Source organism: Micromonospora antibiotica (genome assembly GCF_017599305.1).
GTDB classification, from domain to species: domain Bacteria; phylum Actinomycetota; class Actinomycetes; order Mycobacteriales; family Micromonosporaceae; genus Micromonospora; species Micromonospora antibiotica.
On sequence record NZ_JAGFWR010000002.1, the window covers coordinates 324,725 to 340,549 of the forward strand.

General features: G+C 72.8%; 15 protein-coding genes. 5 read left to right on the forward strand and 10 right to left on the reverse strand.

Annotated features, from left to right (window positions below; translation table 11 throughout):
* Positions 1–84: 84 nt before the first annotated feature.
* From JQN83_RS06310 to JQN83_RS06320, 3 genes are all read right to left on the reverse strand, one after another.
* Positions 85–1,365 carry a multidrug effflux MFS transporter gene (locus JQN83_RS06310; RefSeq protein ID WP_244251849.1) on the reverse strand — a complete coding sequence of 427 codons (1,281 nt, stop codon included), beginning with the start codon at positions 1,363–1,365 and terminating at the stop codon, positions 85–87.
* Between the two features lie 135 nt (positions 1,366–1,500).
* On the reverse strand, positions 1,501–2,463 hold the full coding sequence (locus JQN83_RS06315; protein WP_208566094.1) for a siderophore-interacting protein: 963 nt from the start codon (positions 2,461–2,463) through the stop codon (positions 1,501–1,503).
* A 232-nt stretch (positions 2,464–2,695) separates the two neighbouring features.
* On the reverse strand, positions 2,696–3,256 hold the full coding sequence (locus tag JQN83_RS06320) for a GNAT family N-acetyltransferase (RefSeq protein ID WP_208566095.1): 561 nt from the start codon (positions 3,254–3,256) through the stop codon (positions 2,696–2,698).
* A 458-nt stretch (positions 3,257–3,714) separates the two neighbouring features.
* Between JQN83_RS06320 and JQN83_RS06325 the strand changes: the two genes are divergently transcribed.
* The 4 genes from JQN83_RS06325 to JQN83_RS06340 are packed head-to-tail and all read left to right on the forward strand — an operon-like array spanning position 3,715 to position 8,018.
* A complete protein-coding gene (locus tag JQN83_RS06325) occupies positions 3,715–4,419 on the forward strand; it encodes a tryptophan 2,3-dioxygenase family protein (RefSeq protein ID WP_208566096.1) in 705 nt (234 codons plus the stop codon).
* Positions 4,420–4,474: 55 nt separating this feature from the next.
* Positions 4,475–5,836, forward strand: coding sequence for a tryptophan 2,3-dioxygenase family protein (locus JQN83_RS06330; RefSeq protein WP_208566097.1), 1,362 nt, complete (start codon positions 4,475–4,477; stop codon positions 5,834–5,836).
* Positions 5,833–6,999, forward strand: coding sequence for an aminotransferase class V-fold PLP-dependent enzyme (locus JQN83_RS06335; protein ID WP_307799053.1), 1,167 nt, complete (start codon positions 5,833–5,835; stop codon positions 6,997–6,999). The genes JQN83_RS06330 and JQN83_RS06335 overlap by 4 nt, the downstream gene beginning before the upstream one ends.
* Positions 6,996–8,018, forward strand: coding sequence for a methyltransferase (locus JQN83_RS06340; protein ID WP_208566098.1), 1,023 nt, complete (start codon positions 6,996–6,998; stop codon positions 8,016–8,018). Before JQN83_RS06335 ends, JQN83_RS06340 begins: the two co-directional genes overlap by 4 nt.
* A 43-nt stretch (positions 8,019–8,061) precedes the next feature.
* On the opposite strand, the gene JQN83_RS06345 is transcribed toward JQN83_RS06340, so the two are convergent.
* The gene (locus tag JQN83_RS06345) at positions 8,062–9,078 is read right to left on the reverse strand and encodes a methyltransferase (RefSeq protein WP_208566099.1); all 1,017 of its coding nucleotides are present in this window, start codon (positions 9,076–9,078) and stop codon (positions 8,062–8,064) included.
* A 57-nt stretch (positions 9,079–9,135) separates the two neighbouring features.
* Between JQN83_RS06345 and JQN83_RS06350 the strand changes: the two genes are divergently transcribed.
* Positions 9,136–9,516: a YccF domain-containing protein gene (locus tag JQN83_RS06350; RefSeq protein ID WP_204924355.1), complete on the forward strand. Its 381-nt coding sequence runs from the start codon at positions 9,136–9,138 to the stop codon at positions 9,514–9,516.
* A gap of 87 nt (positions 9,517–9,603) precedes the next feature.
* Here JQN83_RS06350 and mnhG read toward each other — a convergent pair whose 3' ends face one another.
* From mnhG to JQN83_RS06380, 6 genes are read right to left on the reverse strand one after another with little or no spacing between them, the layout of a single operon-like run.
* Entirely contained in the window at positions 9,604–9,969 is a 366-nt protein-coding gene (gene mnhG, locus JQN83_RS06355) for a monovalent cation/H(+) antiporter subunit G (RefSeq protein ID WP_208566100.1), read from the reverse strand.
* The gene (locus JQN83_RS06360) at positions 9,966–10,229 is read right to left on the reverse strand and encodes a monovalent cation/H+ antiporter complex subunit F (RefSeq protein WP_088645903.1); all 264 of its coding nucleotides are present in this window, start codon (positions 10,227–10,229) and stop codon (positions 9,966–9,968) included. The genes mnhG and JQN83_RS06360 overlap by 4 nt, the downstream gene beginning before the upstream one ends.
* Entirely contained in the window at positions 10,226–10,897 is a 672-nt protein-coding gene (locus JQN83_RS06365; protein WP_307799054.1) for a Na+/H+ antiporter subunit E, read from the reverse strand. Before JQN83_RS06365 ends, JQN83_RS06360 begins: the two co-directional genes overlap by 4 nt.
* Positions 10,894–12,474 carry a Na+/H+ antiporter subunit D gene (locus tag JQN83_RS06370; protein ID WP_067303875.1) on the reverse strand — a complete coding sequence of 527 codons (1,581 nt, stop codon included), beginning with the start codon at positions 12,472–12,474 and terminating at the stop codon, positions 10,894–10,896. Before JQN83_RS06370 ends, JQN83_RS06365 begins: the two co-directional genes overlap by 4 nt.
* Positions 12,471–12,971: a Na(+)/H(+) antiporter subunit C gene (locus JQN83_RS06375; protein ID WP_208566101.1), complete on the reverse strand. Its 501-nt coding sequence runs from the start codon at positions 12,969–12,971 to the stop codon at positions 12,471–12,473. The genes JQN83_RS06370 and JQN83_RS06375 overlap by 4 nt, the downstream gene beginning before the upstream one ends.
* On the reverse strand, positions 12,968–15,790 hold the full coding sequence (locus JQN83_RS06380) for a Na+/H+ antiporter subunit A (RefSeq protein ID WP_208566102.1): 2,823 nt from the start codon (positions 15,788–15,790) through the stop codon (positions 12,968–12,970). The genes JQN83_RS06375 and JQN83_RS06380 overlap by 4 nt, the downstream gene beginning before the upstream one ends.
* Positions 15,791–15,825: the final 35 nt, after the last annotated feature.

Here is a 15,825-nt window from a genome sequence, read left to right on the forward strand (position 1 = left end):
CGGTCACGGGCCTCACCCTCTCCCGCCGCTGTTCACCCCGTTTGCGGCCGGAGTAACCCGAGTCGACGTGTCCGGCCGGTCCCGTCAGTGCACCACGACCACTGCCGCGGGCGGTTCCAGGTCGGCGAGCCTGGACGGGCGGACCACCAGGAACAGCACCGCCAGCGCCGCCACCATCCCACCCGCCACCACCAGCGCCATCGCCACCGCACCGTTGCCCAGCACCCCCACCATCGGCGCGGCCACCGCACCGACGCCGAACTGCACGGCACCGAGCAGGGCCGACGCGGTGCCGGCCGCCTCGCCGTGGCGGGACAGCGCCAGCGCCGGGGCGTTCGGCATCGCCAGGCCGGCCGTCGCCAGCACCACCCATAACGTCACCAGCAGGGCGGGCAGCCCGCCGAATCCGGTCGCGGCGAAGGCCAGCAGCGCCAGCCCGGCCAGCGTGCCGACGCTCAACGAGGTGACCAGGATGCGCTGCGGGGAGAAGCGACGCAGCAGCCGTACGTTGTACTGGGCCGCCCCGATCAGCCCCACCGCGCCCGCTCCGAAGGCCAACGCGAACTGCTGCTCGTCGAGCCCGTACCCCTCCTGGAGGACGAAGGACGAGCCGGCCACGTACGCGAACAGCGCCGCCATGGCCAGGCCGGCGACCAGGACGAGCCCCACGAAGGTGCGGTCGCGCAGCAGCGAGCCGTACAGGCCGACGGTCGTCCACACGCCGCCCCGCTGACGACGGGCGGCCGGCAGGGTCTCGGGCAGGCCGATCACGGCGAGCACGGCGAGCAGCACGCCGAAGACGGCAAGCGTCACGAAGACACCCCGCCAGTCGGTCCAGCGCAGCACTCCGCCGCCGAGGGTCGGGGCGAGGATCGGCGCCGCGCCCATCACCAGCAGCAGCCGGGAGAGCAGGGTGGCGAAGGCGGTGCCGTCGAACAGATCACGCAGTACCGCCATGGCGACCACCGTGGCGGCGGCGACCCCGAGGCCCTGCACCACCCGCAGCGCGCCGAGGACGGCGATGTTGGGGGCGACGACGCAGAGCGCCGAGGCCACGACGTGCACCGCGAGCCCGACGATCAGCGGGCGGCGGCGGCCGACCGCGTCGGAGAGCGGCCCGATCAGCAGTTGACCGAGGGCCAACCCGGCGAGCGTGCCGGTGAGGGTCAACTGGACGGCCGCCGAGGTGGTCGCGAAGTAGGTGGCGATGGCCGGCAGCGCCGGCAGGTACATGTCGATGGTCAGCGGGCCGATGGCGATCAGCGAGCCGAGGACGAGAACGAGTCGCACGCGCTGCCGGCGGGTCATCAGGTCCCCCGGCGTCGACGCGACCTTCGGCGACTGGTCGTGGACGACGTCGGTCATCGGGAAGGCTCCGCCCGGTCGGGGTGCGGCCGGACGGTAACGGGTGCGAAGGTCACACCTGGCTTCAAATCCTGATCCGCTGTTCTGATTCCCGCTCCACCGAGAGGTAACGCGGGTCACAACCGCTGGTCACGGTCAAGCCGGGTCCGTCCGGCCGTGCCGCCAGTACCCCATGAAGGCGACCGCGCGCCGGTCCATGCCCCGGTCGGCGACGAGGTGCCGGCGCAATGCGCGGATGACGCCGGCCTCCCCCGCCAGCCAGGCGTAGACCGGCACCGGCGCGGTCGGGGTCGGCACCTCCCAGAGCACAGCCTGGTCGGTATCGACGTCGACGTCGACGGTCGGCCCCCCGGTGGGGTGTGCGCCGACGTCGGAGAGCAGGTGGTGCGCTGCGGCGGCGACGGCGGGTAGCAGCCGACTGCCGTGGTCGCCGCCGTCGCGGGGCAGCCAGTCGACCGTGACCCCGGGCGGGGCGACGAGCGGCAGCACGTCGGCCCGCTCCGGCACCTCCAGCAGCACCCGGCCCCGGGCGTCGAGGGGCAGCCGCTCCAGGATGGCGCTGATCGCCGGTACGGCGGTCTCGTCACCCGCCAGCAGCAACTGACCGGCGTCCGGTGGGCGGAACTCGATGCCGCCGTGGTCACCGTGGTGGCCGGCGTCGGGTCCGAGGAGGCCGGCCTCGTCGCCGGGGCGGGCCCGCAACGCCCACCGACCGGCCGGACCGCTGTCGCCGTGCAGCACGAGGTCGATGTCGACCTCGGCCAGGTACGGCCGGACCGCCCGGACGGTGTAGGTGCGGATCGGGCAGCGCTCGTCCTCGGGCAGCGCCCGCCAGTGGGAGTACCAGTCGGCACCGCCGGGCAGGTGGACGCCGGGCCGGCCGGGCAGCGGCAGCACCAGCTTGATCCGCTGGTCGTAGCCGTTGTCGGCGAACCGGTCGAGGTCCGGGCCGGTGAAGGTGACCCGCAGGAAGGACGGGCTGAGTCGACGCGCCGCGCGTACCTGAACGTCGAACAGCCGCCAGGGGGCCACGGGCAGGGTCGCGGTGCCGGTGGCGTGGTGGGGCTCCCCCGCCGGGCGAACTCGATCACTAAGCACGTAGGTGAGGCTAACCTAACCAAGAAGATGAATGGCGAGGTGGCCCACCCCGTCCCCGTTCGGGTGAACCGCCGTCGCGGCCACGCCACGTCGCGGCCAGGACCACGCAGGTCTCGACATGGCGACCCGGTCAGGACCACGGGGCGCCCCCGACCCTGCGGCACCATCGGCAGGCACGACCAGCGAGTACGACCAGCGGGCACCGTCGGCGCACCCGACCGGCGGGCGGCGGTCAGTGACCCGGCGCGACCCGGTCGAGGAACATCAGTTGGGCGCGCTTGTCCGGCAGGTCGATCTGCGGGCCGGGTACGAAGCCGGCGCGGGCCAGCCGGTCGACGGCCCGGGTGTTGCGGGCGTCCGGCTCGGCCACGATCCGCAGCCGGGTCGGATCGGCCAGCACGAACGCGAGGAACGCGTCGAGGAGCACACCGGTGAAGCCGGGCTCCGTACCGCCGTCCGGGGGGCCGATGAGCAGGTGGACACCGAAGTCACCGGGGCGCACCTCGTAGCACCGCCCGACCGGGTCGGCGGCCGGTTCGTAGGTCTGGAACAGGGCGACCGGGCGGCCGTCCCGGTGGACCAGGTACGCGTGATGGGTGCTCAACGAGTCGAGGTACGCGTATATCTCGTGCACCCGCTCGCGGTCGGCGTCCCGCATGCCCCAGAACCGGGACCGCTCCCGGGTGACCCAGTCGTGGATCACCTCGACGTCCCGGTCGGGCCGCACCGGCCGGATGGTCACCTCACCGAAGCCGTCGATCAGACGCGAGGCGGAGGTCGACACCGTCGCCATGGCACTCCTTCCAGGACCGAGCCGTCGACCCAACGAACCGTCGACTCACGAACCGCCACCGCCACCCGCCGACCGCCGTTGCCGACCGCCGCAGCCGATAGGCAAGGACGACCCAACCACGCATCCGCACAGTAAGCAATCGAACACTCCGAGTACGCCCGAATTCCCGGCCTGACCGCCCCGCCCACGCAGGCCCCCGTCGGGCGACCGCGGAACGGGTCACCCACCCCGGACCTCGCCCGGGCCGGGCGGATGTGACACGTCAGGCACCGTTCGGCATTGACGAAAGGAATTATTCATGTTAGCGCTCACATGCTGTGAGAAAAAGTGCGTTTCCTCCCCCGAGGCCGACCACCCTCCACTTCGAGAGGGGGTGACACATTGCCGTTCTTCGTTGGATAATTGCGCCGTTGAGCGCCGACATCCGTGCCGCGCCGGCATTTACCGGAGGGACATTCGTGAAACGTGACCAGTCACCCGTGCTGCCCGGCGACGGTCCTACGGACTACGCCCGCTACATGCGCACCGGTGAACTGCTCGATCTGCAACGCCGCCCGGAGGAGGTGCTGCACCGCGACGAGTTGCTCTTCCAGGTCGTACACCAGTCCACCGAGTTGTGGCTGAAGCTGGCCGGAGCCGAGCTGAGCGCCGCCGTGGCGCGGACCGAGGCCGCGGACCCGGCAGCGGCGGCGGAGCTGCTGGCCCGTGCGACGCTCGCGGTGCGACTGGTCACCGACCAGTTGGCGATGTTCGACCATCTGGCACCGATCGACTTTCAGACGATGCAACCGGCGCTGGGCAACGGATCCGGTGCCGAGTCACCCGGCTGGCGTCAGGTCGCGGCGGTGAGCCGGCAACTCGGCCGGGCCTTCGCCGGGCAGCTCGCCGACCGGGGCGCGACGCTGCATACCCTGCCGCCGACCGACCCGACACGTCGGCTCGCCGAGGCGATGGCCGGATGGGACGAACAGGTCTCCCGGTGGCGGGCACGTCACTACCAGGTCGCCCTGACCGTCGGTGGGCACCCCGCCGACGGCAGCCCGGCCAGCCCGGCCACGATGCTCGCCAAGCTCGTCGAGCACCGGTTCTTCCCCGAGCTGCGACCGGCCCGGCCGAACACCGACACACCGGTGTCGGCCCATTCCCGCTCCGCAGAAGCATGACGACCAGCGCCACTCGAAGAATCGTCGGCGCCCCCTTGACATACCCCCACCCGAGGTGCGGATCGTGCTTGAGCTGACCAGCTGGTCGTCCGGTACGGCCGATCCCGAGAGATTTCCCTACGATGCGGTTGTCACCGAATTTCAACGCGTCGGCAAACACTTCGTCAAAAAGGAACTGCTGGCCCTGCTGGATCAGGTCCGCCCCCGGGTGGGCACCCGGACGCCCCCCGCCCGCCAGTTGTCCACCTTCCTCGACGTGGCGCTCGACAAGTGGGACGACCGGTACGACTACCGCAGCTACCTGGCCCTGCCCCTGCTCCCCCTGCCCGCCGCCGGGCCCACGGACATCCGCCCGGCCGGGCCGGCCCCGTCGACCGACCAGACCGGGCCGATGACGCGGGCCGGGCAGAGCCAGCAGGCGACGCGGGCCGGGCAGGCCGGCGGGCGACGGGAACGCGACCGGCTGCTGGTCGACCTCGTCGCCGACGCCCTCGCGTTCGAGTTGGCCGCCGCGACCGACGCCACCGATCTGCTCCCCGAGCAGCGGCCGGAGCCGACGGTGGTGGCCAAACGGTACCGACTCGGGGTGCGGGCCGGGATCTCCGCGCTGACCCGGCTCGGCCGTGTCGGGGCGGTCACCGACCCGGACCCGGTGACAGCGACCCGGGACCCGGTGGCGGCGGCGACGGCGCTGCACCGGCTCGCCGTCGCCGGCCGTGATCCCGCCCGGGAGCGGGTCCTGCGGCTGAGCATGTTGCCGGTCTACGTCTCCCACGACGAATACCTGTTCATCCGGGTCCTACAGGCGTACGAGTGTGTGTTCGCCGGGGTGGCCGAGGAGTTGCGGGACACGATCACCGCGCTGGCCACCGGTCGTCCCCACCGGGCCGCCGCCTCGCTGGCGTACGCCCGGGAGCTGATCAGCGACGCAGGTCCGCTCTTCTCGCTGCTGGCCACCATGCAACCGGCGGCGTTCCGGACGTTCCGCGATTACACCGAGGGGGCCAGCGCGATCCAGTCCCGCTCCTACAAACTGATGGAGTCGCTGTGCCGTCCGCCGACGCCGGACCGGTTGGACTCCACCGCGTACCGGTCGGTGCCGGAGGTGCGTGACCTGGTGCGGTCCGGCCAGCCGTCGATCGACCAGGCCTACCGGGCGGCGGTCCACGACGGGCTGCTGCGGGGCCCCGACCAGGCGCTGGTACGCCAGCGGATGGCGGCCTTCGCCGAGGCCGTGCTGACCTGGCGACGCACCCATCACCGGCTGGCGACCCGGATGCTCGGCAGCCGTTCCGGCACCGGTTACACCGAGGGCACCCCCTACCTGGCGGCCGTCCGCGCCGATCCGGTCTTCACCACCGTATCCGCAGACCCGGGCACCACCCGGGTCGACCCGATTGGAGGCTGCTCCGAGTGAGCGGACCCGACACCCTCCCGGCAGGCTGCCTGGACACCGCCGCGCACACCACCCTGCGCGCCGAGTTCCCGCTGCTGGAAACCTGCGTCTACCTGGGCAACAACTCCACCGGCGCATCGCCCCGGGGCGTCGAACGGGTGCTCGCCGACTACTGGGCCACCCTGCGCGACTGGCGCGACGACGTGTGGCAGGGCTGGCACGTCGGCCTCGACCGGTACGCCGACTCGGTCGCCGCGCTGCTCGGCGCACCGCCGGGCAGCGTGGTCACCGACGCCAACCTGAGCACGCTGCTGGTCCGGGTGCTGTCCTGCTTCGACTACCGCCCGCCGCGCGACCGGATCGTCACCACCGACCTGGAATACCCGACGGTGCCGTTCATCGGCAACGCGTTCCGCCGCTACGGCGCGCGGCTCGACGTGGTCGGCACCGGCGGCCCCCGGTTCGACGAGGACGCCCTCGAAGCCCGCATCGACGAGCGGACGCTGCTGGTCTGCGTACCCCATGCGAGTTTCTCCTCGGGGGCCACCATCGACCTGGCCCGGCTGGTCGCCCGCGCCCACGCCGTCGGCGCCCTGGTGGTGGTGGACGCCTTCCAGACCGTCGGGGCGGTCCCGCTGGACGTGACCGCGCTCGGCGTCGACGTCGTCCTCGGCGGTGCGCACAAGTGGCTGTGCGGGGCCGGCACCGCCTTCCTCTACGTCCGCCCCGACCTGGCCGAGCGGCTGGAGCCGGCGGCGACCGGGTGGCAGGCCGGCGATCGGGCGTTGACCTTCCGGGTGTCGAGCGGGTGGGCGGCGGGGGCGCAACGCTTCGCCGGCGGCACGCCGTACCCGTTGACCTCGCTGATCTCCCAGGTCGGCCTGGACCTGCTCGCGGGCGTCGGGATCGGGGCGATCCGGGCGCACTCGCTGGCGCTGACCCAGCGGGTCCTGGACCGGGCGGCGGCGGCCGGCATCGCGGTGGTCAGCCCCACCGACCCGCAGCGCCGGGGTGGGGTGGTCTGCCTGGACGTCCCCGACGGCGAGGCGGTCAAGCGGCGGCTGGCCGCACGCAACATGATCTGCACCTGGCGGGGCTGGGTGCGGGTCGGACCGCACGTCTACAACACCCTCGACGAGGTCGACGCGTTCATGGACGCGCTCGCCGAGGAGCTGGACCGGTGAGCGTCACCCTGTCCCCCCGGGCGCTGATGAGCCTGCTCGTCAACGGCCCCAAGGCCGTCGACGTGCTGGAGACCGCGCTGGCCCTCGGCCTGCTCGACGCGCTGGAACCCGGCCCGGTACGCCTCGACGCGCTGGCCGACCGGTTCGGGGTGCGCCCGCTGCGGCTATACAAGTTCCTCGACTGCCTGGAGAGCCTCGGCTGCGTCACCCGCCACGAACCCGGCGACGACATCGCCGCAGCCAGCTACCGGGCGGTGCCCGGGTTGCGCGACGCCGTGCTGGCGGTGGTCGGCCCGGACGCGATCGAACGGGACCGGGACCGCTACCCGTGGCGGCTGCTGCACGGCCGGCTCGCCGAGAGCCTGCGCGGCGAGGTCGGCATGACCGACGACGACTTCGCCTGGCCGCCGAAGACCGACGCGCAGACCGCCGACTTCGAACGCAGCATGGCCGCCGGGCTCGGCCCGGTGATCGAGACGCTGCGCCGGCACGCCGACCGGCTCTGGTCGGACCGGCGACGCCTGCTGGACGTCGGCGGTGGTGACGGCACCCTCGCCGCGCACGTCCTCGACACCGCCCCCGCCCTGCGGGTCGACGTGTTCAACCTGCCGGCGGTGGCACCGCTGGTGGCGGCCACCCGGGCCGACCGGGGGCACCCCGACCGGCTGGGCTTCGTCGGCGGCGACTTCCTGGCCGGGCCGCTGCCGACCGGCTACGACGCGATGGCGTTCGTCCGGGTGCTGCACGACTGGCCCAACGACGTCGCCCGCCGCCTGGTCGAGCAGGCGTACGCGGCGCTGGAGCCCGGTGGGCTGCTGCTGATCGCCGAGGAGTTCCGCACGCCGGACCGGCTGGCCGTGCAGTTCTTCTGGAGCTACTTCCTGATCGGTGTGGACAGCTGCGTCAGCCGGCTGCGGGAGGTCGAGTTCTACACCGGGCTGCTCGCCGAGGTCGGCTTCACCCGGGTGGCGGTGCTGCCCGGCGGGTGGGAGCTGGTCACCGCGTACAAGCCGGGGTGAGCGGGCGGGCCGGCGGGCCGTGGTGGCCCGCCGGCCGGGCCGGTCAGGGGCGGCGGGCCAGCACCGCGCCGTTCGCGCCGGGGGCCTCGAACGGCACCGTACGCACATCGACGAAGCCGGCGTCGGTCAGCCAGGCCCGGTACTCCGCACCGGAGTAGTTCTTGCCGCCCTCGGTCTCGACGAGCATGTTCATGCCCATCAGGGCGGCCTCCGGCGGGCCGGTGCGCTCGTCGTTGAGCAGCAGCTCAGAGATGACGACCACCCCGCCGGGGGGCAGCGCGGCGAAACACCGGGCCAGCAGCGCCCGGTTGGTCGGCTCGTCCCAGTCGTGCAGGATCATGCTGAGCAGGATCACGTCGTGCCCGTCCGGCAGGGCCGGGTCGGCGAGGAAGTCCCCGGGGACGGCGCTGATCCGGTCGGTCAGGCCCGCCTCCGCGATCCGCTCCCCGGCCCGCACGCACACGTGCGGCAGGTCCAGGATCGTCGCCCGCAGGTGCGGCAGACGCAGGCAGAACTCGATCGGGAACGCCCCCGCGCCGCCGCCGACGTCGAGCAGCCGGCGGTGCGCGCCGAAGTCGTACGCGTCGGCCAGGGCGCGGGCGGTGAACCGGGAGGTGGCGAACATGGCGTCCCAGAACTGGGCCACCAGCTCCTGGTCGGTGGTGTCGAACAGGGAGTCCTGCTGCTGCGGGTCCCAGGTGAGCGGCCGGTTACCGCGTAGCGCCTCGCCCACCCGGTGCCAGGGCAGGTAGGTGCGCAGGTCGGAGTAGCGCACCTGGGCACCGAAGTAGTAGGGCCGCCCCTCGACCAGGAACTGCTCGGCCAGCGCGGAGTTGCGGTAGCCGTCACCGGCCCGCTCCAGCAGCCCCAGCGACGCGCTGGCCGACAGCAGCAGGTCGGCGGGGCGTTCGTCGAGCCCGAACTCGGCGGCGGCCTCGGCCACGGTGACGGTCCGGCCGCCGGCCAGCTTGGTGAACAGCCCGAACTCGACCCCGACGGCGAGGGTCTTGAAGCCCCAGACACCGGCGACGAGATGCATGAGAGGAGTGGGAGTGATCATGGGAACATAAGATCATGGAACGGTGACGCGGTGGCACGCACCCGTCACTATGGAGTAATGATTCGCTTCATCCTGAACCTGTTGTGGCTCATCCTCGGTGGCGGAATCGTGCTGGCCCTCGGCTACTTCGTCGCGGCGGTGGTCTGCTTCGTGCTCATCATCACGATCCCGTTCGGGGTGGCGTCGCTGCGGTTGGCGTCGTACTCGCTGTGGCCGTTCGGGCGGACCCTGGTCACCAAGCCCGGGGCCGGCGTCCCGTCCGGGCTGGCGAACGTGCTGTGGGTGCTGCTCGCCGGCTGGTGGCTGGCACTGTCGCACCTGCTCGCCGGGATCGCGCTCTGCGTCACGATCATCGGCATCCCGTTCGGCATCGCCAACTTCAAGCTCGTCCCGGCGGCGTTCTGGCCGCTCGGCCGGGAGGTCGTCGAGGCCCCCTGACCGGCCCGGGGACACCCCGGTCAGGGCAGCGACGACCCGGCCGCGACGACCCGGCGGCCGGGGCCCGAAGGCCGGGGAACACCCCGGTCAGGGCCGGCGGTCGGCGTGCAGGCGGTCGAGGTGGGCGGCGAGTTCGTCGGTGATCAGGAGATCGGTGCGGATCCGGTCGTGCGGGTAGCCGGCCCGGCCGATCATGTGGGCGGCGACCGGCGCGGTGGCCAACTGGAACGCGCCGACCAGCACCAGCGTGGTGACGTCCACCCCGGTCCGCAGCCGCAGCGCGCAGCCGAGCAGCACCAGCAGCAGGCCGAGCACCTGTGGCTTGGCCGCGGCGTGCATCCGCGACAGCAGGTCGGGGAAGCGGACCAGGGCGACCCCGGCGGCGAGACTGAGCAGCGCGCCGCCCAGCAGGCAGACCGCGGCCACCACGTCCAGCACCGCGTCGACGCTCACCGGTCGTCCCGGCGGGTGGCGAAGCGGGCGACGCTGACCGACCCGACGAATCCGAGGATGGCCAGCACCACCAGGATCGGCAGCGCGGTCGCGTCCCGGCTGTAGGCGGCCTCGGTCGCCACGGCGGCCACCACGATGGCCAGCAGCACGTCGGTGGCGACCGCCCGGTCGAGCACCGACGGCCCCCGGACGATCCGGGTGAGGGTGAGCGCACCGGCCACCGCCAGCAGCACGGTGACGATCACGGCGACAGCGGTCATCTCGAACTTCCTTCCAGGGTGGACGGTGTGTGCTCCCGGATCAGCCGTTGCTCCTGCGCCGAACCGATCGCCGCGATCAACCGGGCCTCCAACTCCAGCACGCCGTCGCGGAAGCGTTCGACCTCGGCGCGGTCGCGCACCCCGAGGACGTGGACGTAGAGGATGCCGGCGTCCCGGTCAACCTCGACGATGAGGCTGCCGGGCACCAGGGACAGCGCCTCGGCGGTCAGGGTGAGGTTGAGGTCGGAGCGGACCCGCAGCGGCACCGCGATGATCGCGCCCAACGGGGGGTGCCCGAACCGCAGCGCCAGCACCGCGATCTGGACGCTGGCCACCACCAGGTCCCGCAGGAAGCGCAGGGCGAACCGCAGCAGCGGCACCGGGTGCACCCTCCCGGCGAAGGTCACCGGGGGCAGCGGGAAGACGGTCAGCACCACCAGCCCCACCACCAGCCCACCGAGCACGTTGGCCCAGCTCAGCGTCCCCCACAACAGCACCCAGACGGTGACCAGCACGATCATCGCGACGGCCTGGTTGCGGCGGCGGGCCGCCGGGGTCAACGGCAGATCCTCCGGATGCTCCGGCGGCGACGGCTCCCCGGCGCGCGGCGACGGCAGCGCACCGGGCGACAGGTCCTCAGGCCGCTGCGGCGGCGGATCGTGGCTCACGGGGTACCCCCGGGGTAGACGGCCTCGACGTACGGGGTGCGCCGCAGCAGGTCGTCCGCGGCGTCGGAGCTGAGGTCGAACAGTGGCCCGGCCACCACGGTCAGCCCCAGCCCCAGCACCACCAGGGCGACCGTCGGCGCGATCATCAGGCGGGGCAGCATCGCGCCCGGGTGGGCGTCGCGGTCCGGCCCCCGGTAGGGCTGCTCCACCCCGTCGGTACGCACGGTGTGCACGCTGTCCTGCGGTTCGGGCATCTCCGGGTGCGGGCGACGCCAGAACGCCAGGTTCCACACGCGGGCGATGGCGTAGAGGGTGAGCAGGCTGGTCAGCAGCCCACCGGCGACCAGCACCCAGGCCAGCACGCCGCCGTCGTCCACCCCGGCCTGGACCAGGCCGAGCTTGCCGAGGAAACCGGAGAACGGTGGAATCCCGGCCAGGTTCAGCGCGGGCACGAAGAACAGCACGGCGAGCAGCGGCGACAACCGGGCCAGCCCGCCGAGGCGGTCCAGCGCGGTGCTGCCGCCCCGGCGTTCGACCAGCCCGGCGGCGAGGAAGAGGGTGGTCTGGATGGTGATGTGGTGCACCACGTAGAAGATCGCGGCGGCCAACCCGAGCGACGAGCTGAGGCCCACCCCGAACAACATGTACCCGATGTGGCTGATCAGGGTGAACGACAGCAGTCGTTTGATGTCGGACTGGGCGACCGCGCCCAGGATGCCGACCAGCATCGTCAACGCCGCCACCACCAGCAGCAGGTCGGCGGTCCGGCCACCGGGGAACAGCAGCGTCTCGGTGCGGATGATGGCGTACACGCCGACCTTGGTGAGCAGGCCGGCGAAGACGGCGGTGACCGGCGCGGGCGCGGTGGGATAGCTGTCGGGCAGCCACGCCGACAGCGGGAAGACCGCCGCCTTGATGCCGAAGGCGAGCAGCAGCATGCCCTGCAGCACCAACCGCAGGTCGTCGGGGAGCGCGTCGAGCCGGTCGACGAGCTGGGCCAGGTTGAGGGTGCCGGTGGCCGAGTAGACCAGCCCGATCGCCACCAGGAAGATCAGCGACGACAGCAGGCTGACCACGACGTACGTGGTGCCGGCCCGGATGCGGGTCTCGGTGCTGCCCAGGGTGAGCAGCACGTAGCTGGCGACCAGCAGGATCTCGAAACCGACATAGAGGTTGAACAGGTCACCGGAGAGGAACGCGTTGCACACTCCGGCGGTCAGCACCAGGTAGGTGGGGTGGTAGACCGACAGCGGGGTGTCCTCGTGCCCGTCGGCCATGCCCTGCCCGATGGAGTACACCAGCACGCAGAGGGTCACGGCGGCGGACACCACCAGCATCAGCGCGGCGAGCTGGTCGGCGACGAGCACGATGCCCAGCGGCGCCACCCAGCCGCCGACCTCGACGACGAGTGGTCCGTCGATCGAGGAGCGGACCAGCAGGGTGGCGGCCACCGCCACGGTCGCGGTGAGCACGGTGAGGCTGACCCACCGCTGCGCACGGGGGCGGCTGGCCAACAGCAGGGTCAGGGCCGCGCCGAGCAGTGGCATCACCACCGGCAGCGGGACGAGGTAGTTCACGCTTCCCTCCCCCGCCCGCCGGCCGCCGCCGCCAGCGACGCCGCCGAGGGCCGCCGGCTGTCCGGATCGGGCCGCCCGTCGCCGTCGAGCTGGTCGTCGGAGTCGGGCTGGTCGGCGTCGTCGGTGCCCGGCCCCTCGTCCCGGTCGGCCAGGTCCATGATCCGGCGGTCCTCCACGTCGTCCTGCACCTCGTCGTGGCCGTTGAGGTGCCAGCTGCGGTATGACAGCGCCAGCAGGAACGCGGTCATGCCGAGGGTGATGACGATGGCGGTGAGCACCATCGCCTGGGGTAGCGGGTCGCTCATCTCCGCCCCGTCGGTGGTGCCGACGATCGGCGGGCCACCGGCCCGGCCGCCGGTGAGCAGCAGCAGGTTGGCGCCGTTGCCGAGCAGGATGACGCCCATCAGCACCCGGGTCAGGCTGCGTTCCAGCAGCAGGGTCACCCCGGCGGCGAAGAGCACGCCGACCACCACGATGTAGGTGAGGTTGGGGGTCACACCAGCTCCTTGTCCCGTACGTCGTCGTGGGCGTCCTCCTGCTGGCGGTCCATCTCGGCGCCGAGGCTGCGCAGGATGTCCAGCACCAGGCCGACCACGATCAGGTAGACGCCGACGTCGAAGAAGACCGACGAGACGAAGTGGACCTTGCCCAGCAGGGGCAGGTGCAGGTCGAGCACCGCGCTCTGCAGGAACTCCCCACCCAGCGGCATCGCCACCACCCCGGTGCCGACGGCGAGGAAGAGTCCCGCGCCGAGCACCGCGCCGGCGTCGACCGGGGCGGCGGCGTTGAGTTCCCGCCGGCCGCCGGCCAGGTAGCGCACGGCCAGGGCCAGTCCGGCGACCAGCCCGGCGGCGAACCCGCCACCGGGGGCGTTGTGGCCGGAGAAGAGCAGGTAGACCGAGAACAGCACGATGGCGTGGAACAGCAGCCGGGTGACCACCTGGAGGATCACCGAGTGCCGGTGCGCCTCGAAGCCGGCGGTCAGCCAGCGCGGCCCCCCGGTGGTCGCCGGTCGGGGGCCGGGGACGGCGCTGCGCCGGTCCAGGTCCCGGGAACGGCGGAAGATCAGGCTGGCCACCCCGGTGGCAGCCACCACCAGTACGGCGATCTCGCCCATGGTGTCCCAGGCCCGGATGTCGACCAGGGTCACGTTGACCACGTTCTTGCCGCCGCCGTAGGAGACCGCCTCGTCGGGGAACCGCTCGGAGATCGGGGTGGCCAGTCGGCCGCTCGACGCGACCCAGGCCATCCCGGACACGACCGCGCCGACGGCGACCCCGAGGGCGATCCGGCCGCGCCGGCTGCGGCGGATCGGCCGGGCCGAGAACTTCACCGGCAGCCGGCGCAGCACCAGCACGAACATGACGATGGTGACGGTCTCCACCAGGAACTGGGTCAGCGCCAGGTCCGGTGCGCCGTGCAGGACGAACATCAGGGCGGTGCCGTAGCCGGCGACGCCGACCAGGATCATCGCGGTGAGCCGGCGCAGCGCGCGGGCGGCCATCACGGCGGCGACGATCACCAGGGCGGCGACGACGGCCTGCAACGGGGTGTCCCAGGCGCGGAACTCCCGGGGCCAGGGCCCGCCGGTGAGCAGCGCCCCGCCGGGCAGCACGACCAGCACCACCAGGATGATCCCGAGGTAGAACGGCAGCGAGCCCCGCTGGGTGGCGCCGGTCAGCTCCACCGCGAGCCGGTCCACCCCGGCGACCAACCGCTCGTAGCCGGCCGCGCCGTCGACCGGGGTCCACCGGGTCGCCCGCAGCCGTCCCCCGTGCAGCAGCAGGAACAGCCCGCCGCCGACCGCCACCGCCAGGGCGGACAACCCGAGCGCCGGGGTCAGGCCGTGCCACAGCGCCAGGTGGTAACCCGGCTCGGCGGAGGCGAACCCGTCGGCGTACGGGGCGAGCAGCCCGTCGAGGGCCGGGGCGGCGACGCCGACGGCCAGCCCGGCCACGGCGAGCAGCGCCGGGGCGGCGAGGAACGACCGGCCCGCCGGGTGCGGCTCGGTCGGCGCGACCCCGGGCTTGCCGGCGAACGCGCCCCACAGGAACCGCAGCGTGTACGCCACGGTCAGCGCCGACCCGGCCACCACCCCGGCCAGCACCAGCAGGTCGGCCGTACCCCCGTGCTGGAACGCCTCGAAGGCGGCCTCCTTGGCGACGAAGCCGGCCATCGGCGGCAGCCCGGCCATCGAGGCGGCGGCCAGCACGGCGACCCCGGCCAGCACCGGCGCGCGCCGGCCGAGGCCACTGAGTTCGCGCAGGTCACGGGTGCCGGTGGTGTGGTCGACGATCCCGACGACGAGGAAGAGGGTGGCCTTGAACAGGGCGTGGGCCAACACCATCGCCGCGCCGGCCAGCGCGGCGTCGCGGGTGCCGGCACCCAGGACCACCATCAGCAGCCCGAGCTGGCTGACCGTGCCGTAGGCGAGGAGGAGTTTCAGGTCGGTCTGGCGCAGCGCCACCCAGGCGCCGAGGAAGAGGGTGGCCAGGCCGGTGACGAGCAGCACCACCCGCCAGGCGGTGACGTCGGCGACGGCCGGGCCGAGCAGCGCGACCAGGAACACCCCGGCCTTGACCATCGCGGCGGCGTGCAGGTAGGCGCTGACCGGGGTGGGCGCGGCCATCGCCCCGGGCAGCCAGAAGCTGAACGGGACGATCGCCGACTTGCTGAGCGCACCGAGCAGGATCAGCATCAGCGCGGTGACCAGGTAGCCGCCCCCGGGCAGGTCGGTGGCGACGACCGACCAGCGGTAGCTGCCGGCGTGCTGGCCGAGCATCACGAACCCGGCCAGCATGGCGAGCCCGCCCAGGGTGGTGACCAGCAACGCCTGCATGGCGGCCCGCCGGCTGGCCCGCTTGGCCGGGTCGTAGCCGATCAGCAGGTACGAGAAGACGGTGGTCAGTTCCCAGAAGACGTAGAGCAGCAGCAGATCGTCGGAGACCACCAGGCCGAGCATGGAGCCGGCGAAGGCGACGAAGACCGCAGCGAATCGGCCCAGCCCGGGGTCGTCGGATCGGAAGTACCTGGCGCTGTACGCCAGCACCAGCGCGCCGACCCCGCCGACGAGCACCACCATCAGCCAGGACAGGGTGCCCATCCGCAGGGCGAGTTCCAGGCCGATCCGGGGCACCCACGGCCAGGTCTCCACCACCGGCTCGCCGGCCCGGACCCCACCGGTGCGGGTCAGCGCCCAGACCAGCGTGGCGGCCGGGGCGAGCGCGACGGCGTAGAGCGCCCGGCGGCCGAAGCGGCGTACCAGCCCCGGGGCGACCACGGCTGCCAGTGCGTGGACCGCCACCAGGACCAGCACATACCCTCCTCAAAGATCAGTGTCGGCGGCCACCG